The 17,908-nt window shown below is 57.6% G+C and carries 17 protein-coding genes; 7 read left to right on the forward strand and 10 right to left on the reverse strand.

What is annotated here, in order from left to right:
• Window positions 1-95 precede the first annotated feature (95 nt).
• The 3 genes from rpoD to rpsU form a co-directional block, all read right to left on the reverse strand.
• Complete coding sequence (gene rpoD, locus LL947_RS10865) at window positions 96-1,946, reverse strand: RNA polymerase sigma factor RpoD (protein ID WP_290822686.1); 1,851 nt, start codon at window positions 1,944-1,946, stop codon at window positions 96-98.
• 218 nt (window positions 1,947-2,164) lie between these two features.
• Window positions 2,165-3,997 carry a DNA primase gene (dnaG, locus tag LL947_RS10870; protein WP_499833197.1) on the reverse strand — a complete coding sequence of 611 codons (1,833 nt, stop codon included), beginning with the start codon at window positions 3,995-3,997 and terminating at the stop codon, window positions 2,165-2,167.
• Window positions 3,998-4,205: 208 nt separating this feature from the next.
• On the reverse strand, window positions 4,206-4,421 hold the full coding sequence (gene rpsU / locus LL947_RS10875) for a 30S ribosomal protein S21 (protein WP_086622362.1): 216 nt from the start codon (window positions 4,419-4,421) through the stop codon (window positions 4,206-4,208).
• Window positions 4,422-4,718: 297 nt separating this feature from the next.
• Here rpsU and tsaD point away from each other — a divergent pair, with 297 nt between their 5' ends.
• From tsaD to folK, 3 genes are all read left to right on the forward strand, one after another.
• Window positions 4,719-5,777, forward strand: coding sequence for a tRNA (adenosine(37)-N6)-threonylcarbamoyltransferase complex transferase subunit TsaD (tsaD, locus tag LL947_RS10880; RefSeq protein ID WP_290822673.1), 1,059 nt, complete (start codon window positions 4,719-4,721; stop codon window positions 5,775-5,777).
• A gap of 91 nt (window positions 5,778-5,868) precedes the next feature.
• Window positions 5,869-6,222 carry a dihydroneopterin aldolase gene (gene folB / locus LL947_RS10885; protein ID WP_290822671.1) on the forward strand — a complete coding sequence of 118 codons (354 nt, stop codon included), beginning with the start codon at window positions 5,869-5,871 and terminating at the stop codon, window positions 6,220-6,222.
• A gap of 2 nt (window positions 6,223-6,224) precedes the next feature.
• Window positions 6,225-6,770, forward strand: a complete 546-nt coding sequence (gene folK / locus LL947_RS10890; RefSeq protein WP_499833198.1) for a 2-amino-4-hydroxy-6-hydroxymethyldihydropteridine diphosphokinase — start codon at window positions 6,225-6,227, stop codon at window positions 6,768-6,770.
• Between the two features lie 17 nt (window positions 6,771-6,787).
• On the opposite strand, the gene LL947_RS10895 is transcribed toward folK, so the two are convergent.
• Genes LL947_RS10895 through LL947_RS10925 form a run of 7 tightly spaced genes read right to left on the reverse strand, consistent with a single transcriptional unit; the run spans window position 6,788 to window position 14,625 of the window.
• Window positions 6,788-7,951, reverse strand: a complete 1,164-nt coding sequence (locus LL947_RS10895) for a tRNA nucleotidyltransferase/poly(A) polymerase-related protein (RefSeq protein ID WP_499833199.1) — start codon at window positions 7,949-7,951, stop codon at window positions 6,788-6,790.
• Window positions 7,948-8,766, reverse strand: coding sequence for a symmetrical bis(5'-nucleosyl)-tetraphosphatase (locus tag LL947_RS10900; protein WP_499834417.1), 819 nt, complete (start codon window positions 8,764-8,766; stop codon window positions 7,948-7,950). The genes LL947_RS10895 and LL947_RS10900 overlap by 4 nt, the downstream gene beginning before the upstream one ends.
• Before the next feature lie 45 nt (window positions 8,767-8,811).
• A complete protein-coding gene (gene apaG / locus LL947_RS10905; RefSeq protein WP_404413880.1) occupies window positions 8,812-9,189 on the reverse strand; it encodes a Co2+/Mg2+ efflux facilitator ApaG/CorD in 378 nt (125 codons plus the stop codon).
• Window positions 9,186-10,004: a 16S rRNA (adenine(1518)-N(6)/adenine(1519)-N(6))-dimethyltransferase RsmA gene (gene rsmA, locus LL947_RS10910; RefSeq protein WP_404413882.1), complete on the reverse strand. Its 819-nt coding sequence runs from the start codon at window positions 10,002-10,004 to the stop codon at window positions 9,186-9,188. Before rsmA ends, apaG begins: the two co-directional genes overlap by 4 nt.
• Before the next feature lie 22 nt (window positions 10,005-10,026).
• Entirely contained in the window at window positions 10,027-11,094 is a 1,068-nt protein-coding gene (gene pdxA / locus LL947_RS10915) for a 4-hydroxythreonine-4-phosphate dehydrogenase PdxA (RefSeq protein WP_499833200.1), read from the reverse strand.
• Window positions 11,094-12,152, reverse strand: coding sequence for a peptidylprolyl isomerase (locus tag LL947_RS10920; protein WP_499833201.1), 1,059 nt, complete (start codon window positions 12,150-12,152; stop codon window positions 11,094-11,096). The genes pdxA and LL947_RS10920 overlap by 1 nt, the downstream gene beginning before the upstream one ends.
• Before the next feature lie 31 nt (window positions 12,153-12,183).
• Window positions 12,184-14,625 (reverse strand): LPS-assembly protein LptD, encoded by a 2,442-nt coding sequence (locus LL947_RS10925; protein WP_499833202.1) that lies wholly within the window; start codon window positions 14,623-14,625, stop codon window positions 12,184-12,186.
• Between the two features lie 70 nt (window positions 14,626-14,695).
• On the opposite strand from LL947_RS10925, the gene LL947_RS10930 reads away from it, so the two are divergent.
• The 4 genes from LL947_RS10930 (at window position 14,696) to speD (ending at window position 17,802) form a co-directional block, all read left to right on the forward strand.
• A complete protein-coding gene (locus LL947_RS10930) occupies window positions 14,696-15,718 on the forward strand; it encodes an aminoglycoside phosphotransferase family protein (RefSeq protein WP_404413890.1) in 1,023 nt (340 codons plus the stop codon).
• Window positions 15,715-16,377, forward strand: coding sequence for an N-acetylmuramate alpha-1-phosphate uridylyltransferase MurU (gene murU, locus LL947_RS10935; protein ID WP_404413892.1), 663 nt, complete (start codon window positions 15,715-15,717; stop codon window positions 16,375-16,377). Before LL947_RS10930 ends, murU begins: the two co-directional genes overlap by 4 nt.
• A 49-nt stretch (window positions 16,378-16,426) precedes the next feature.
• Complete coding sequence (locus LL947_RS10940) at window positions 16,427-16,846, forward strand: OsmC family protein (protein ID WP_290822649.1); 420 nt, start codon at window positions 16,427-16,429, stop codon at window positions 16,844-16,846.
• Window positions 16,847-17,007: 161 nt separating this feature from the next.
• Window positions 17,008-17,802, forward strand: a complete 795-nt coding sequence (gene speD, locus LL947_RS10945) for an adenosylmethionine decarboxylase (protein WP_290822647.1) — start codon at window positions 17,008-17,010, stop codon at window positions 17,800-17,802.
• Window positions 17,803-17,908: the final 106 nt, after the last annotated feature.

The raw sequence follows: 17,908 nt of genomic DNA on the forward strand, positions 1-17,908 counted from the left end.
TAACAGCTAAAAGCCCCTGCAGAAAATTATCTACAAGGGCTTTGTCTTATCAGTACGCCTGGCGGCCTTGGTCACTCAGCCGCCGGTACATTCCGTTATTCATCAAGAAATGAGCGAAGGGGCTCCGAGCGGCTGGGATGACGCAATTTACGTAGCGCCTTGGCTTCAATCTGGCGGATCCGTTCCCGGGTCACGTCAAACTGCTTACCCACCTCTTCCAGAGTGTGGTCAGTATTCATATCAATACCGAAACGCATGCGCAGCACCTTGGCTTCCCGTGCCGTCAGCCCACCTAGAACGTTGCGGGTGGCTTCAACCAGCCCTTCGCCGGTGGCCATATCAATCGGCAACAGCATGGAGCTGTCTTCGATGAAATCGCCCAGATGCGAATCGTCGTCATCACCGATCGGCGTTTCCATGGAAATCGGTTCCTTGGCGATTTTGAGCACCTTGCGAACCTTGTCTTCCGGCATTTCCAGACGTTCGCCCAGCTCTTCAGGCGTCGGCTCACGGCCCATTTCCTGAAGCATCTGCCGAGAGACCCGATTGAGTTTATTGATGGTCTCAATCATGTGTACCGGAATGCGTATAGTACGCGCCTGATCCGCAATCGAGCGGGTAATCGCCTGACGGATCCACCAGGTTGCATAGGTCGAGAACTTGTAACCACGACGGTATTCAAACTTGTCGACGGCCTTCATCAGGCCAATGTTGCCTTCCTGAATAAGATCCAGGAACTGCAGGCCGCGATTGGTATATTTCTTGGCGATGGAAATAACCAGACGCAGGTTGGCCTCGACCATTTCCTTCTTGGCACGACGAGCCTTGGCTTCCCCAATGGAGAGCTTGCGATTCACTTCCTTGAGTTCGCCCACATCGAGCTGAACCATGCTCTCTTCAAAAGCAATCTTGCGCTGGGAGCGGGCAATATCGGCACGCAGTGGCTCCAGTCGGTCAGCGTACTTGGGGAAAGCTTCCTGAAACTCATCCAACCATGACTTTTGCGACTCATGCCCCGGAAACGACTTGATGAACGTCTTGCGCGGCACCTTGGCCTTCTTCACGCATAGCTGCATGATGGCCTTCTCCTGAGCGCGCACCTGTTCGACACTGATACGCACCTGCCCGACCAGGCGCTCGAAGTGTTTAGGCACCAGCTTGATCGGCGAGAACAGCTCTGCCAGGCGGGCCTGTTCAGCTTTCACTTCCGGGCTACCACGACCATGTTTGGCAAAAGCAGCCTCAACGGCCGCATTCTGCTCACGAATCTGTTCGAAACGTGCCCGTGCCTCTTCAGGATCCGGACCACCCTCGTTGGCCGACGAATCTTCTTCATCGTCATCAGCGTCGACATCATCATCGCCGAGCTCGGTCTGTATTTCCGGCTCCTCGATCACTTCAGCCTCGGCAACGCCGGGAATGCCTTCATCAGGGTCGATAAAGCCGGAAAACAGATCAGAGAGACGCCCTGGCATCTCTTCATCCTGTGTCGCATCGTAGGCATCCAGAATCGATGCCACTGCACCGGGCAGATAAGCCAGTGCCGACATGACTTCACGGGTGCCTTCTTCAATACGTTTGGCTATCTCGATCTCGCCTTCACGGGTCAGAAGCTCAACCGTCCCCATTTCGCGCATATACATGCGCACCGGATCAGTGGTTCGGCCAACATCGCTTTCCACTGCAGCCAGGGCTGCCACTGCTTCTTCAGCAGCGGATTCATCCGTGGAGTGATCCGACATCATCAAGGTGTCTTCATCTGGCGCTTCTTCAACAACACTGATGCCCATGTCGTTGATCATGCCGATGATGTCTTCCACTTGATCCGGATCAGCGATATCCTCGGGTAGATGGTCGTTGACCTCAGCATAGGTAAGGAAGCCTTGTTCCTTGCCCCGCGCGATCAACTCCTTCAGACGTGACTGCTGCTGCGCATTTCCAGCCATAGAAACCCTATCTCGACGAAGAAGAATGAAGCACCTGAAACGCTGGACGTATTACGTCCAACAAGCCGAACAGTATAGCGTTAGCAATGGGTATTTTTCCAGCTTGGCATATTTGCGCGGTGTTTCAGGTGTGTTAGTTTGTCCTGTTCGGCCAGTGCCTTTCGACATGACCTTTATGTGGTGATGTTTGCGCGGAATTCAACCCCGCCTGCTGATCTCTAGCGCCGGGTCAGCTCCCTGATCAATTGGGCGAGACGCTGTCTCTGATCGGCATCCAGTTTTTTTCCTGCCTTTTCCTGCTCGATAAGCGCTGCATACTCCTGCTCCGGCGAACGTTTGCGCTGTGCCTGCTGCAGATGCTCAATGATACCCTCCACCTCGGCTTTGCGCGTTTCCCGGGGTATCAATAGCTCCTGCTGCGCCAGGGCCGTCAGCCATTGCCCCTGGGTGCTGCCCTGAAAATGCGCCAATACGACCTGCGGGCTACGAAAGCGGCCTGCCTGCAACAGCATAATCAGCTCCCTGCACAGGCTGCCCTCTTCATTGTCCGGCAACCATTCCAGCGAGTCGCCAACAACGTCAATCAATACGGGTTCATGCAGCAACAGCTGGATCACCCGCTCAATGGGTGACAGGGCTGATCGCCGCTGGACACCTGACAAAGGCGCCACGGCCGAATGCGCTGACTCACTTTCAGCTGACGCACTGGACGCCTGCTGGTTCATCGCAGGCAGCCGACGCGCTTGCTGCTGATGAAGCAGGGTATTCAGCTGAGCTTCTTTCAGCCCGCTTCGCCGCGACAACTCTTCAAACAGCAATGAACGCAACATGCCCTCGGGCACCTTGCTCAGCGCTGCCAATACCTGGCTGGCGAAACGCTCGCGCCCTTCAACAGCATTCAGGTCACGCCCTTGCGCCGCCTGTTCAAACAGAAACTCGGACAGCGGCATGGCGCAGGTCACGCGATCCCTGAAGGCCTGAGCCCCTTCACGACGTACCAGATCATCAGGGTCATCGCCTTCCGGCAAGAACAGAAACCGCGCCTCACGCCCATCAATCATCTGCGGCATCACCGTTTCAAGCGCTCGACTGGCTGCCTGACGGCCAGCTCGGTCACCGTCAAAGCAGAACACCACTCGACTGACCATACGAAACAGCCGCCTGAGGTGATCTTCCGTTGTTGCCGTCCCGAGGGTCGCCACCGCATTTCGAACGCCAAACTGCGCCAGCGCCACCACATCCATATAACCTTCGACAAGGACCAGCTGTTCCAGTTTCTCAGGTGCCTGACGAGCCTCATAAAGGCCGTATAGCTCGCGCCCTTTATGAAAAACCGGCGTTTCGGGAGAGTTCAGATATTTCGGTTTGGCATCCCCCAACACCCTGCCACCAAAAGCGATGGTCCGACCGCGCAAATCGCGGATCGGAAACATGACCCGGTCACGAAAGCGATCATAGGTGCGCCCTGAATCCTCGTGGTGAATCAATAAACCGTACTCAATCTGCACGGCCTCGCTGACACCTTTTGCAGATAAGTGCGTCTTGAGCGCATCCCATCCTGCTGGAGCGTAGCCCACGCCATAGGTTTTCACCACCTCCGGCGATAGCCCGCGCTGTTCCAGATAGGCCTGGGCAGCCTGCCCTTCCTGCATGACGATCCGCTCCCGAAAGAAGCTTGCCGCCAGCTCCAGCAGGTTGACACCCTGGTCACGTTTTTTCTCTCGCTCCCTGGCTCTGGGATCGTCGCCACCTTCGCGAGGCACCTCAATCCCTAGCCGGCCGGCCAGTTGCTCAACCGCCTCTGGAAAGGGCAGCTTGTCGTACTCCATCAGAAAACGCAGAGCGCTGCCGTGAGCACCGCAACCAAAGCAATGATAGAACTGCTTGTCAGCGCTAACCGTAAACGATGGTGACTTTTCCTGGTGAAAAGGGCAAAGGCCAGAATAATTACGCCCGGATTTTTTAAGCTGTACGCGCTCACCGACCACCTCGACCACGTCGATGCGGCTCAACAAATCATCGATGAAGCGCTGGGGAATCTGGCCTGCCATAGAAACGCGGATACTCGCTGGGTCGATGCACAGCTTCCGGGAAACTGGCTTTTTTCAGCTGTCTGGGTAACACCCACCCTCATTCATTATCTGTCATGAAGGCATTAACCGGACATCTGTCAAAACAAAAACAAGCGGCCACCAGAGTGGTAGCCGCTTGGCATCCTTCTAGAAGCGCTTTCTGAAAAGAAGACGCTTCCGGTACGGATCAATAGAGACGTTCGAAACGCTTACGCTCACGCTGAAGCTTCTTCGCGTGACGCTTGACGGCAGCGGCCGCTTTGCGCTTGCGTTCAGCAGTCGGCTTTTCGTAGTTCTCACGACGACGCACTTCAGAGAGAACGCCGGCTTTTTCGCAAGAACGCTTGAAACGACGCAAGGCGACGTCAAACGGCTCGTTATCACGTACTTTTACAGAAGGCATTAAGCACTCACCTACCTTAAGGAGTCTTGAGTTCGGATAGCCCGTAGATCGGCAGGACGGGTAATGCACATTGATTACCCTACCCAGCTTATACGGACCTGTTTTACAGCGCACAATAGTTTAGTGGTGAATACAACACTTTGCAAACAATCCCAGCTCAAAAGCCAGATCGACCGCATACAAAAACCCACCCAGCTGGTATTATAACTGACGCTCCAGGGCAGACTGTTATCGTGCTTATGCTTGGTTTTCATGCCCTTATCCTTCATTTTATCCCGATAATGTCAGGACTCCCCCATGCGTGTACTCGGCATCGAAACATCCTGTGATGAAACTGGCGTGGCCATTTACGACACCGCCTATAGCGGTGGCAAAGGCTTGCTGGCCGACGCCCTCTATAGCCAGATGGACATGCACGCCGACTATGGCGGCGTGGTGCCTGAACTGGCCTCCCGAGATCACACCCGCAAACTGTTGCCGCTGGTAGAAGAAGTGCTCGCCGAGGCCGGACTGACCCGCCAGGCGCTTGATGGCATTGCCTACACGGCTGGGCCTGGCCTGGTGGGCGCGCTGATGGTGGGGGCGGCCACGGCCCACGGCATGGCTCGCGCGCTGGACATTCCAGTATTGGGCGTTCATCACATGGAGGGCCATCTCCTCGCGCCCATGCTCGAAGACGATGCCCCCGAGTTCCCCTTCGTTGCCCTGCTGGTCTCCGGGGGCCACACCCAGCTGGTCAGTGTTGAGGGTATCGGCCGCTACCAGCTACTAGGGGAATCCGTGGATGACGCCGCCGGCGAAGCCTTTGACAAGGCCGCCAAGATGCTCGATTTGCCCTACCCTGGCGGCCCTCATGTCGCCAGGCTTGCCGAACAGGGCGACCCCAAACGCATGCGCTTTCCGCGCCCGATGACCGATCGGCCCGGGCTTGATTTCAGCTTTTCCGGGTTGAAAACGCACACCCTGACCACCCTACGCGAACTGCAATCAAAAGGCGCTCTGGATGGGCAGACCCGCGCCGATGTGGCGCGTGCCTTTGAGGAGGCCGTCGCCGACACCCTGGTCATCAAGTGCCGCCGCGCGCTGGACCAGACCGGCCTGAAGCGCATCGTCATGGCTGGCGGGGTCAGCGCCAACATTCGACTACGCGAACGCCTGGCGGTGGAATGTGAAAAACGCAACGCCAAGGCCTACTACCCCCGCGGGCGTTTCTGCACCGACAACGGCGCCATGATTGCCTACGTCGGCGCACAGCGCCTGGCCGCCGGCGAATGCGATGCCCCAGGGCAGATGCAGGCAACGCCACGCTGGCCGCTGGACCAGTTGCGTGAACCCAGCGCCTGCAAGACGGCCTGAAAACGACCCTTGCACAACGTTTTCCGACCAGGGTGGCTGTTGTTTCATCAGTGGCTCACGTACAATTTTGGCTCACTGCCGGGGGGAGTTTATGGACTGTATTTTTATTGAAGCGCTCAAGGTCGATACCATCATTGGCGTGTATGACTGGGAGCGAACCCTTCATCAGTCGTTGTGCCTGGATCTGGAAATGACCACGGATATCCGCCCGGCAGCCACCCGTGACGATGTCAGCCTGACCCTGGACTATGCGGCGATTTCACAACGCATCCAACATTTTGCCGACGAGCACCAGTTTGCCCTGATTGAAACCTTTGCGGAGAAGCTCATTGAGATACTGCGCGATGAATTTCCGATTACCCAGGTTAAATTGACGGTACGAAAGCCGGGGGCCGTGGCGGCAGCACAAAGTGTCGGATTAACCATCATCCGCGGTGAGGCCTGACGATGGCGTTGATTACCCTGAGCCTGGGCAGCAATATTGCCCCTGTCGAACATATCCGGCTATGCCTGGACGCCCTGTATAAGTCCTTTGGTGAGCTGCAGATATCCCGGGTATTTGAAAGCGAACCGGTAGGCTTCAAGGACGCCCGCAACTTTTACAATCTGGTGGTCGCCTTGCACAGCGATTGGGCACCGGGTGAGCTTCAGGCCTGGGCCAAGGCGCTGGAAGCCCGCCACGGGCGGCGCCCGGACACCCCCAAGTTCAGCCCCCGCGCCCTGGATATTGACCTGTTGACGGTCGGCAACCTGCATGGAACGGTGGACGGCATTTTGCTGCCCAGGGCAGAAGTGCCCCATAACGCCTTTGTGCTTCAGCCCCTGGCGGAACTGCTGCCCGAACAATGCCATCCGATCTGCGGCACATCTTACGCCGCGTTATGGGCGCAATTCGATCCGGGTGAGCAGCGCCTCTGGGCGGTGGATTTTACCTGGCAAGGTCGGCGGATCTCCCAGGCTGACAGACCTCTTGCCTACGCAGCCGCCCGCTAAGCTAACCGAGTCACCCGTCAGGCACCTGCATCAGCCAGACAGCCGGCGATCGCTTGCTTGCGCTGGGTTTCCAGTGCCCGGCCGATCTCAGCGCCTTTCAAGCCTCTGTCTACCAGCGCCCTCGGGCTGATCGCCGCCGCATTTCTCCAGGCCCGATGCAACATCACCGCGAGTCTATCAGTCACCAACAACGCCACCAGCGCCAGTTGGCCCTCTACCTGTGCTGGCTTGCGCCAGGCATCCAGCTGGTTCAGCCAGGCCAGCACCGACTCAGCAGCGGGATAAGAGTGCTGCCAATGGCTCAGGTACCCCTGGGTGAGTGCCACCTGAACCGCCAGTCGTGCCACTGCATTGGGTAGCTTGAGTCGTTCGGCCAAGGCCTCACGCTGCTGGTCAGTCAGCACTGAAACCAGTCGCGCATAGCGCCAATGGGCCTGACGGGTCTGCATATCCAACCCGCCCGTTTCCGGCACCGTTGCCATGGCTGCCAGCCCCTGTGCCAGAGGGCCATCATCAAGCTCAGGCCACCAGACAGGCAGGGCCTTGCACTGCTCAAGAGCCTCGAAATATGCCTGCGGTGTCGGCTCGCCCAGCGCTTTCTCGGTTTCCACCCAGACGCGCTCCGCGGCCAGGTGGGTTAGCTCACCGCTTTCGCTGACCTTTGTCATCAGCTCAAGCGTGGGTGCGGCAATCTGAAAACCACGGCTTGCATAGCGGGCCAGAAAGCGTGCGGTGCGAAGAACCCGCAGTGGGTCTTCGCTGAACGCCGCCGAGACATGACGCAACAGGCGGTCCGCCAGGTCCTGCTGACCATTAAAGGGGTCGATAAGCTGGCCGGCAGCATCTTCAGCCATGGCATTGATCGTCAGGTCACGGCGACCCAGATCCTCTTCCAGGGTCACCTCCGGACTGGCATGAACTTCAAAACCACTATAGCCATGGCCGGACTTTCGCTCTGTTCGCGCCAGGGCGTATTCTTCTGCCGTATCCGGATGCAGAAAGACCGGAAAATCCCGCCCGACCGGCTTGAACCCCCGGCGCTGAATTTCCCGGGGCGTCGCGCCAACCACTACCCAGTCGTTGTCATACACTGGCCAGCCCAACAGCGCATCGCGCACCGCACCGCCAACCCGATAGACCTTCAACCCGTTAAGGCGTTGATCCAGAAAAAACCCGCTCATTCTGTGCCGTTCTTTTGGTTGGCAACGGCGATACGCTCACCGCTTTCCAGTTTCAGGGCCGTCAGGCTTCCCCCCCAGGCGCAGCCGGTATCCAGCGCATCTACCGGGATCCGAGCGCCTGGAGTTTGCCCGTTCAGCGCTGCCCAATGACCGAACAGCAGATGAGCGTTGTCCTCACGGGGGTACTGAAACCAGGGGGCATAACCTTCCGGCGCACTTTCCAGCCCCTGTTTGGCGGCAAAATCCAGGCGCCCCCGGGGTGAGATAAAGCGCATTCGGGTCATCACATTAACAATGCAGCGCAGACGGTCCATACCTTCCAGAGAATCCTGCCAGCGGTCAGGCTGATCGCCGAAAAGCTCGGCCAGAAAGGCGCCCGAATGCTCACTGCGAAGCGCCATTTCCACTTCCTTACCCAAAGCCTCAGCCTGTGACATTGACCACTGCGGCAGAATGCCCGCATGGGCCATCAGGGTCGACTCCTTTCTGACGCTAAGCGATTGCTGCTGCAGCCAGTCCAGCAGAGGCTCACGGTCCGGGGCGTCGAGAATTGCCTCCAGTGTATCCTTTTTACGCAGCTTACCCTTGCCGCGCGCGACCACCAGCAGATGGAAGTCGTGATTGCCCAGCACACAGCGGACGGCACCCCCCAGCTGGCGAGCTTCACGCAAGCATTCCAGCGAATCGGGGCCGCGATTGACCAGGTCCCCCACCAGCCACAGGCAGTCATGCGCTGGATTGAAAGCGAGCTTTTCCATCAGGCCGACAAACGCTGCATGACTGCCGTGAAGATCACCGATCACATAAGTGCTCATCATGACTCCTTGTTGATAGGGGATGTAACAGGGCGCAATGGGGAATCAGTGAATCGCCAGCGGTATTGCCAGCCGGAAGGGTGCGATATCAACATCAAAGGAACGCTGGGTCGAGGTATCCAGCAAGGTGTAGGTACCTTCCATCGTGCCGACCGGCGTCTGAAGAATCGCCCGGCTGGTATAGCGAAAGCGCTGCCCCGGACCAATCAGAGGCTGCTGGCCCACCACGCCCTTACCACGGACTTCCTGATGCTCACCGCTACCCTGGGTAATTTTCCAGTAGCGCGCCAGCAGCTGCACACTGTGCGGACTTTTATTATCAAGAGTCACCCGATAACTGAACACATAACGTCCCTGACCCGCATTCGACTCGTCCGCCAGGTAGTGGCTCACCACAGAGACATGGATATCAAGCACACTCACGACTCACCGCCTTGCACCGCATCATCAGCCGTCACGCGGTTGGCTATCCGCACATACTCCTCAACGTTCAGGGTCTGGGGACGACGCCCCGGATCAATACCAATATCTTCCAGAGTTTCGGCGCTTACCCGGCCCTTGAAGTTGTTGCGCAGCGTTTTACGCCGCTGGCCGAACGCCATCTTGACCAGCGCAAACAGCTGCTCGGTATCGTCGGCGGGATGGGGAATCACTGCATGTGGCGTCAGGCGAACAATCGCAGACTCCACCTTGGGGCGCGGCACGAAGGCTTCCGGCGGGACGATAAACAGCTGCTCGACCTGACAATGGTATTGCGCCATGACCGACAGCCGACCCCAGTCCGGGCCTCCTGGCTCGGCGGACAAGCGCTCGACCACTTCCTTTTGCAGCATGAAGTGCATATCCGCCACAGCGCTTTCCGCCTGCAGTAAATGCACAATGAGGGGCGTGGAGATGTTGTAGGGCAGGTTGCCCACCACCCGCAGTGCTGGACCGCTGCCTTTCAGGGCGGCAAAATCAAAGGTCAACGCATCACCTTCATGGATCTCGAACTGCGGATAGTTGAAAAACTTGACCCGCAGGCCGGGAATGAGGTCACGATCCAGCTCGATCACCTCCAGCTTGCCGGTGGCTTCCAGCAGCGGCTCGGTCAGCGCTCCCTGGCCGGGGCCGATTTCTACCAGGCGATCCTGGTCACGCGGACCAATCGCGCGAACAATGCGCCCGATGATACCCGGGTCGCGTAGAAAGTTCTGGCCAAAACGTTTGCGCGCGCGGTGCTGCGGGACTTGAGACATTAAACAGGGTTCCAGAGGTTGATCATGAAGATTGACTGGCCGACTGGGTATCCGCCAATTGGCGGGCCAGACGAATGGCCACTTTTAGGCTATCCGGCGATGCCATGCCATGCCCGGCCAGATCAAGCGCTGTACCGTGGTCCACTGAAGTACGCACCATCGGCAGGCCCAGGGTAATATTGGCCGCACTACCAAAGCCTGCGTATTTCAGCACGGCTAGACCCTGATCATGATACATGGCCAGTACTGCATCGACTTCGGCCAGATGACGTGGAGTAAACAGGGTATCGGCCGGAAAAGGCCCGCGCACATCCAGCCCTTCTGCCTGGAGTGCCGCCAGGGTGGGAATAATGATGTCCAGCTCTTCGCGGCCCAGGTGGCCGTCCTCGCCGGCATGGGGGTTCAGGCCACACACCGCGATTCTGGGGGCCGCAATCCCGAACTGGCGGGTCAGGCCCTCAGTCAGAATGCGGCAGACTCGGCGGATACGTTCAGCGTTGACGGCATCAGCCACCGCTCGCAGCGGTAAGTGAGTGGTTACTAAAGCCACGCGCAAGCTGCCATTGTGTTGCCAACCATTGGCTCGGGTATGCAGGGCATCATCAGTGGCCAGCAGCATCACCACTTCTTCCTTGTCACAGGCATCACGCAACCATTCCGTATGGCCGGTGAACCCCGTATAGCCCCCGTCAATAATCACGCCCTTGTGCAGGGGGGCGGTAGTCATGGCCGCGGCCTGCCCGTTGCGGCAGGCATCAACGGCAAGCTGCAGGGTATCTATCACGTAACCCGCATTGGCCGGGTTCAAGACGCCTGGCTGGCAAGGCGCTCCCAAGGGGCAGTGCCAGACGGCCAGGACGCGATCGCCTTCAGGCACTGGATCGCCCGGCTGGCAAGCTAACAGAGTGACTGCCAAGCCCAGCGCTTCAGCCCTCGCTTCAAGCAAATGGAAATCCGCAATCACGACGCAGTTGCCAGGCAACTGGTTATAGGCCGCCAGCATCAACACCAGTTCTGGGCCAATACCTGCGGGCTCTCCACCGGTAATCGCGACGGGCAAGGCCATTGAGGCAGACGCTTGTACCACCATCAGAGCCGCTTTTCCACAAAGGCCTGTTCACGAATCTCACGCTTCCAGGTATCCACTTCCTGATTGGCACGGCGCTGGAAGATGGCCTGTCGAACCTGTTCACGCATATCTTGATTACTAACCGACGAGCGCCGACGATCCAGCACTTCAATAATGTGGTAGCCAAACTGCGAGCGTACCGGCGAAGACACCTCACCCACGTCCAGTTCACTCATGGCTTCATCAAACTCAGGTACTGTCTGCCCGGGACGTAACCAGCCAAGATCACCGCCATTGACTGCACTCCCCTGATCGTCGCTCATTTCACGCGCCACAGTGGCAAAGGACTCCCCCTGCTCCAGCCGGGCCATGGCCTGTTCGACAAAGGCCTGCGCCTGGGATTCACTGCGCCCGGAGCCCACCCCGACCAGAATATGACGCGCGCGCGTCTCGGCCTGATTGACATCCCCTCCGCGCTCTTCAAGGAAACGTTCGACATCACGGTTAGTGACTGACACCCGCTGCCCCACCTGACGCTGCTGCACCTGCCGGGTGAGCATTTCCCGGCGAATTTCTTCACGCACCTGAGCGAGGCTGGTACCTTCTGCTTCCAGACGGTCAGCAAATGCCTGGAGCGTCATGTCATTGGATTCGGCAATATTGCGCACCTGACGATTAAGATCGGTATCATCAATACTCAGATTGGCATCACGTGCCATTTGCAGCTGGATTTCTTCCAGCACCATCTGATCCAGTACCTGTTCCTCTATCTCGTCGCGGCCTGGAGCCTCTTCGCCCTGAGCACTGATCTGGTTGATCGCCTGATCCAGGCGCCTGTCAAGATCACTGCGCATAATGGCACTGTCGTTTACCACCGCCACGATGCGATCAAGCATCTGGCGTTCACCGCCTGAAAATGACTGGGCCAACACACTGGAAGACACCACCAGGGTACCCGCCCCCACCAGCAGCGATAATACACTCCCCCAGGCAAGGTGTTTCGCCCGGCGCAGCCAGCGCTTGCCACGCGTGCCTGTCATTGAATGGATGAAGGTTGACGTATTTGCATTGTGGATCATTTAAACGGTCTCTTTCTTGAGTCCTGAACAGTTAAAGCGCCGAGGGGCGATAACCAGGAATTGTGCGTTCAAAATAGTTGTCTGCGTCTTGCCCGACGCCACCCAGGCCGTGAAGTACAAAGCGCAGGAAAAGGCCACGGTCGTTAAAGTCATCAACAACCTTTGCCGTGTCGTTGTCATCTACCCAGCTTCGCCAGACCAGCTGCAGGCCATAACAGCAGTTGTTCCATTGTACGCCGGCGAGCTTTTCCAGTGCACGGTTGTTGGTCTGGTCGTGCAGGTAGCGGCCAATCAGGTCAATCCCGGGGTTGGCTTTCCAGGCGAAGGACAGGTCCCACTCTTCGCGGTTGTAATCACGAAAATTATCGTCACCCCGGTCCAGCGCCGGGTCGAAGCCTTCGATTTCCCAGCGGTAGCCCAGGTTCACCACGTGGCCATCGGAATGTCGGTATGCAATATCGACGCCCGATCGCTCAGTACGTTCCCGCTGATCATCATAAAGCCATTCGGCCGATGTGCTCCAGCGCTGGTTGATCTGCCACTCAAGCCGGGAAACCAGAGGTGAGCGGTCTCGAGTCGCCTGATAAAAGCGTTCTGGATTGACGTTCGTACTGGTATCCGGCTGCTGGGGCAGCGACTGGTCATTGCCGTCGATCCCCACTCGCCGGTCAGAGAAATAGATACTCTGGCCAACGCCAAGACTGAGGTGCTCCTGGCTATTGGCATTTTCTATCAGACGCGATTCCAGCCCGACCGACAGGCGATTGAGATCCCCCACTCGGTCATTACCGGAAAAGCGTTTGGGTGACCACAGCTGATCCCACGAAAATGCCCGCTCGCGGCTGTCAAACTCCGGCATGTCTACCTGATCCGTGCGCGGCACAAAGGCATAGTTGAGGCGGGGCTCCAGGGTCTGGCGGTAACCGCGCCCGCCCAGCGCCAGTTCGCGTTCAAAGTTCAGGCCGGCATCAACGGAGGTGATGGCCACACTGCGATCAGGCGATGTATCCCGTGAGGTCTGAAGGCTGCCGTAATCCAGGGCATAGGCGGTATGCCAAAGCTCAGCGCGGGGTGCCAGATAGCCCCAGGGTTTTTCATAGCGCCAGCCCAGGACAGGCGCCAGGTGCACCCGGCTGCCATTGGCCGCTTCACGAATCGGTACGTCGCGCTGATCCACATCCCGCCAGAAATAGGTCGCATTACTGTACCATTCGGCATACTGGCCGGCATCTCCGGTCCAACTGGCCGCTGCGGTCAGGCTGGGCAGGCGATAGAAAGGTTTGTCGCTGTCACTGAGTGGATCGTCCAGACGTTGATAGCCTTGCATGCGGGCATCCAGGCGCCAGCGTTCACCCTGATAATCCACCTGGGCCAGCCGCTCCATACCGGAACGCTCGCTGGATCCGAAATTATCACTGAAATCGTTAAAATAGCGTCCATCACTTGCTGCGCCGTAGCGTAACCGGTACGCACTGGCGGCACTGATACGTCCACTGTGCTGGACATCCAGATACCAGCGATCCTGCCCTTCATAGCGGTTGGCATCCCCCCCGGAGCCACCATTATCGCTGTTGAGCCAGGCGCCTTCCAGGGTGCCGCGGCCGTATTGATCAGTCAGGTAGCGATATTGACCGCCCAGCAATAGCCCGCGATCACTCAGCCAGCGCGGGGTAATGGTGGCATCCTGATTGGGTGCAATATTCCAGTAAAACGGCTGGGTATAATCGACTTGCTGATTGGAAAAACTGACCGATGGCGACAGCAACCCCGTCTGACGACGGTCGTCAATCGGAAAGCGTAGCCAGGGCCAGTAGAAGACTGGCACCCCCTTGACTTCCAACCGCGCATGACGGGCAACCCCGAACCCTTCAGCCTGATCAAGGCGAATATCACCACTGACCAATTGCCAACTGTCCTGACCAGGCTCACAGGTAGTAAAACTGGCTTCCCTCAGGCGGTAGGACTGCTCACTCAGTTGTTCCAGCTGGCGGGCCTCACCGCGGACGCGCTGTTCATAAAGCACATACTCACTGTCTTCAATCGAGCCGCGATCCTGCTCCAGGTACACGGTGGCTTCTTCCCCGCGCAGCAGCGCCTTGCCATCACGCAGTTCGAAATCACCCTGCGCCTCAACCCGTTCACGATTGACGGGCACAAAGAGCCTTTCTGCCTGAAGTTCCCTGTCACCCTGACGCAGAACAACGTCTCCCTGCAACAAGGCCTCGCCATCAGCGGCATAGTCGGACCTATCCGTTTCAATCCCGATTTCACGCAAGTTGCGGCCTTCGGGCAACCGGTAGGCGGGCATGACATAACGCCCGCTGCATACCTGGCGGCGTGCCTCTTCCTCGGCCCAGGGCTGCCAGTCCAGGCGGTTGGCTTCTGCCGGCTGGGCAACCGATGTTGTTGCAGCGCCCGCCAGAAGCCCCCCTGCAAGTGCCATTGGCATAGCCCGCAAAATTCGCTGGCCCATAATCATTATCCTTGGCATCGAGAAACGGTATTATACAGCTAGCATAATGCCCGACCAGCCAGGAGCTTGCATGTCTTCATTGCGGATGACCGCCCTTACCCGCTGGGTTGCCCAGCAGCACGGCCTTGATATGGATGAAATCAATCTGCAGGAGGCAGGGGGGGACGCCAGTTTTCGGCATTATTATCGCCTGACACTGCCGGATGGCAACACCCGGATAATCATGGATGCCCCGCCCGGCCAGGAGGACTCCACCGCGTTTGTCAACATCGCGCAGCAGTGGCAGGCCGGTGGGCTGCCGGTTCCGCATGTGTTTGCCAGCCATCTGGAAGAAGGTTTTCTGCTGCTGGAAGATCTGGGCGACACGCCACTACAGCAGCGTTTTAAAGATTCGGCCAGCGTTCACCACCACACCCACAATGCACTGGCACTGATTGGCGAATTACAGAATCGTGCCTCCCCTGAACCACTGCCCCGCTATGATAGCGACCTGCTGGGCCGTGAACTGGACCTCTTCCCGATCTGGTGTCTTGAGCGATGGCTGGCCATGCCCGCTCCAAGCCAGTGGCCAGCACTCCGCCACGCCCTGATTGAACAGGCGCTGTCGCAACCGGTTGTCAGCGTTCACAGGGATTTCGATGCCATGAACCTGATGGTGCATCACGACAAGCTGTATATGATTGATTTCCAGGATGCTGTGGCTGGCCCGCTGAGCTACGATATGATCTCCCTGTTGCGGGGACGCTATTGGCGCTTCAATGCCGAGGAGTTTGCTGCTGCGGTTGACGCGTTTTACCGGCGTGCCCGTCAGGATGGGCGCCTGACCTCTCGCACCCGCGACGTCACCTTCCTGGGGCAGTGTCAGGCCATGGCCGCCCAGCGCTCCCTCAAGGTACTGGGCATTTTCTGCCGTCTGACGCTGCGTGATCACAAGTCGGGTTATCTGGCCCGTCTACCGCACTTTCTTGATCATCTGGAAGACAGTCTTGCAGCCCTGCCAGAGCATGCTGGCTTCGCTCACTGGGTGAGTGAACAATTGCGTCCGGCCCTTGTTCAGCGTTGCGTTGAAGCCGCCTCAATGGAGTCAACATGAAGGCCATGATACTGGCGGCCGGCCTGGGTAAACGGATGCGCCCCTTGACCGATGCCTGCCCTAAGCCGTTGTTACCCGTGGCTGGCAGACCCTTGATTGTGCATCACCTCCATCGCCTTAAGCAGGCGGGCATTCAGGAGGTAGTGATTAACGTCAGCCATCTGGCTGATCAGATCATGGGGGCGCTGGGTGACGGCAGCCAGTTCGGGCTCAGCTTGCAGTTCAGCCGCGAAGACGCTCCTCTGGAAACCGGGGGTGGCGTCCGCAAGGCCTTACCCCTGCTCGGCGACACCCCTTTTTTACTGCTTAACGGCGATGTATGGTGCGAAGCACTGCCCAAGCAGCAAGTCCTGCAGGGTAATGATCTTGCCCATCTGATGCTGGTGGATAACCCTGCGCACCATCCAGAGGGCGATTTCAATCTGGCTAATGGCCGCATTCAGGTGTCAGGCCAGCCAAAGCTGACCTTTTCAGGCCTGAGCATTATTCATCCAGCACTGCTGGCAAAGCAGCCCCTGGAGGCTTTTGCCCTGGCACCTCTATTAAAAGACGCCATGCAGCAAGGGCGTGTCAGCGGTGAACACTTCAATGGACACTGGGTCGACGTTGGCACCCCCCAACGGCTCAAGGCACTTGACCGGCAGCTCAACCGTCAATAAACCATCAATCTTCACGTCTCACCACACCTCAACCAATGGAGTCTTACCAATGAAGGCACTCGTTAAATGGACAGATGGTCGTCAGTTTGTTGCCGAATCTGGCAGCGGTCACAGCGTGGTCGTTGACGGCCCACCGGACCACGGTGGGCGCAACACCGGTCCGCGCCCAATGGAAATGCTGCTAATGGGCATGGGCAGTTGCACCGCCTTTGATGTGCTGAATATTCTCGATAAAGCTCGGGCAGATGTCACCGATTGCGTCGCCCAACTGGAAGCCGAACGAGCCGACAGCACACCCTCGGTATTCACCCGTATTCACGTCCATTTCGTGGTGACCGGCAACAGCCTCAAGGAAAAACAGGTGCAGCGGGCGGTCGAACTTTCGGCTGAAAAATACTGCAGTGCCTCTATCATGCTGGTCAACGGCGGCGTAGATATCACGCATTCCTTTGAAATCCTCGCTGCCTGAAATGTTTTCAACACAAAATAATGACTTGCTGGGTGCATCATGTCGCTCAGCTGGGCATAATACGCGCGCTTGTGATTAACGGCGTTTAACCGCACAACAAGTCAACCGGTTCCGGCGCAGGCTCGTCGGGGTGTCTTCATCCGCCATAAGGAGGTTCGGACATGTCAGATAGTCTCCGACTCCATGGGTTTAACAACCTGACAAGCTCTTTGAGCTTCAATATCTATGACATCTGTTATGCCAAGACCGAAGAGCAGCGGTCTGCTTATATCGATTATATCGATGAGCTATATAACGCTGAACGCCTGACCCAGATTCTCAAGGATGTGACCAATATCATTGGCGCTCATGTGCTGAACATCGCCCGTCAGGATTACGAGCCACACGGGGCCAGCGTCACTATTCTGATCGCAGAGCATGAGCTGGAGGAAGCAGCTCTGGAGCAGATAGAACCCGGCCCCGGCCCACTGCCAGAAACCGTGGTTGGCCACCTGGATAAAAGCCATGTCACGGTGCATAGCTATCCGGAATCCCATCCGGATAATGGCATCAGCACGTTTCGGCTGGATATTGATGTTTCTACCTGTGGCCATATCAGCCCGCTGAAGGCCTTGAATTACCTGATCCACAGTTTTGATTCCGATATTGTCACCATGGACTATCGGGTACGCGGATTTACTCGTGATGTAGATGGCAAAAAACTGTTTATCGACCACGAGATCACCTCGATTCAGGATTATCTGGCGAACGATACCAAAGAGGCCTATCAGATGATTGATGTGAACGTGTACCAGGAAAACATGTTCCACACCAAGATGCTGCTCAAGGATTTCGACCTGGATAATTACCTGTTTGGCACCTCACGGCGCGATATCACCTTTGAGGAAGCCCGCGATATCGAAAGCCGCCTGCGCAAGGAAATGCTGGAAATTTTCTATTCCCGCAACATGTCCTAGGGTTTGCTTCATAGCACTACCATGATCTGAAAAGCCGGGTCTCCCGTATGGCGGTCCCGGCTTTTCGCGTTGGCAAGCGAGGGACTGTCAATGGCTGCTCAGACAA

This window comes from Halomonas sp. BLK-85 (assembly GCF_044792155.1).
Classification (GTDB): Bacteria; Pseudomonadota; Gammaproteobacteria; order Pseudomonadales; family Halomonadaceae; genus Vreelandella.

What these genes read in the sequence shown, in the direction of transcription:
- rpoD (WP_290822686.1), bottom strand. Translation starts at nt 1,946, where the DNA reads ATGGCTGGAAATGCGCAGCAGCAGTCACGTCTGAAGGAGTTGATCGCG.
- murU (WP_404413892.1), top strand. Translation starts at nt 15,715, where the DNA reads ATGAAGGCCATGATACTGGCGGCCGGCCTGGGTAAACGGATGCGCCCC.
- folK (WP_499833198.1), top strand. Translation starts at nt 6,225, where the DNA reads ATGGCGTTGATTACCCTGAGCCTGGGCAGCAATATTGCCCCTGTCGAA.
- LL947_RS10895 (WP_499833199.1), bottom strand. Translation starts at nt 7,951, where the DNA reads ATGAGCGGGTTTTTTCTGGATCAACGCCTTAACGGGTTGAAGGTCTAT.
- dnaG (WP_499833197.1), bottom strand. Translation starts at nt 3,997, where the DNA reads ATGGCAGGCCAGATTCCCCAGCGCTTCATCGATGATTTGTTGAGCCGC.
- rsmA (WP_404413882.1), bottom strand. Translation starts at nt 10,004, where the DNA reads ATGTCTCAAGTCCCGCAGCACCGCGCGCGCAAACGTTTTGGCCAGAAC.
- LL947_RS10940 (WP_290822649.1), top strand. Translation starts at nt 16,427, where the DNA reads ATGAAGGCACTCGTTAAATGGACAGATGGTCGTCAGTTTGTTGCCGAA.
- LL947_RS10925 (WP_499833202.1), bottom strand. Translation starts at nt 14,625, where the DNA reads ATGGGCCAGCGAATTTTGCGGGCTATGCCAATGGCACTTGCAGGGGGG.
- pdxA (WP_499833200.1), bottom strand. Translation starts at nt 11,094, where the DNA reads ATGGTGGTACAAGCGTCTGCCTCAATGGCCTTGCCCGTCGCGATTACC.
- tsaD (WP_290822673.1), top strand. Translation starts at nt 4,719, where the DNA reads ATGCGTGTACTCGGCATCGAAACATCCTGTGATGAAACTGGCGTGGCC.
- LL947_RS10900 (WP_499834417.1), bottom strand. Translation starts at nt 8,766, where the DNA reads ATGAGCACTTATGTGATCGGTGATCTTCACGGCAGTCATGCAGCGTTT.
- folB (WP_290822671.1), top strand. Translation starts at nt 5,869, where the DNA reads ATGGACTGTATTTTTATTGAAGCGCTCAAGGTCGATACCATCATTGGC.
- LL947_RS10920 (WP_499833201.1), bottom strand. Translation starts at nt 12,152, where the DNA reads ATGATCCACAATGCAAATACGTCAACCTTCATCCATTCAATGACAGGC.
- rpsU (WP_086622362.1), bottom strand. Translation starts at nt 4,421, where the DNA reads ATGCCTTCTGTAAAAGTACGTGATAACGAGCCGTTTGACGTCGCCTTG.
- speD (WP_290822647.1), top strand. Translation starts at nt 17,008, where the DNA reads ATGTCAGATAGTCTCCGACTCCATGGGTTTAACAACCTGACAAGCTCT.
- LL947_RS10930 (WP_404413890.1), top strand. Translation starts at nt 14,696, where the DNA reads ATGTCTTCATTGCGGATGACCGCCCTTACCCGCTGGGTTGCCCAGCAG.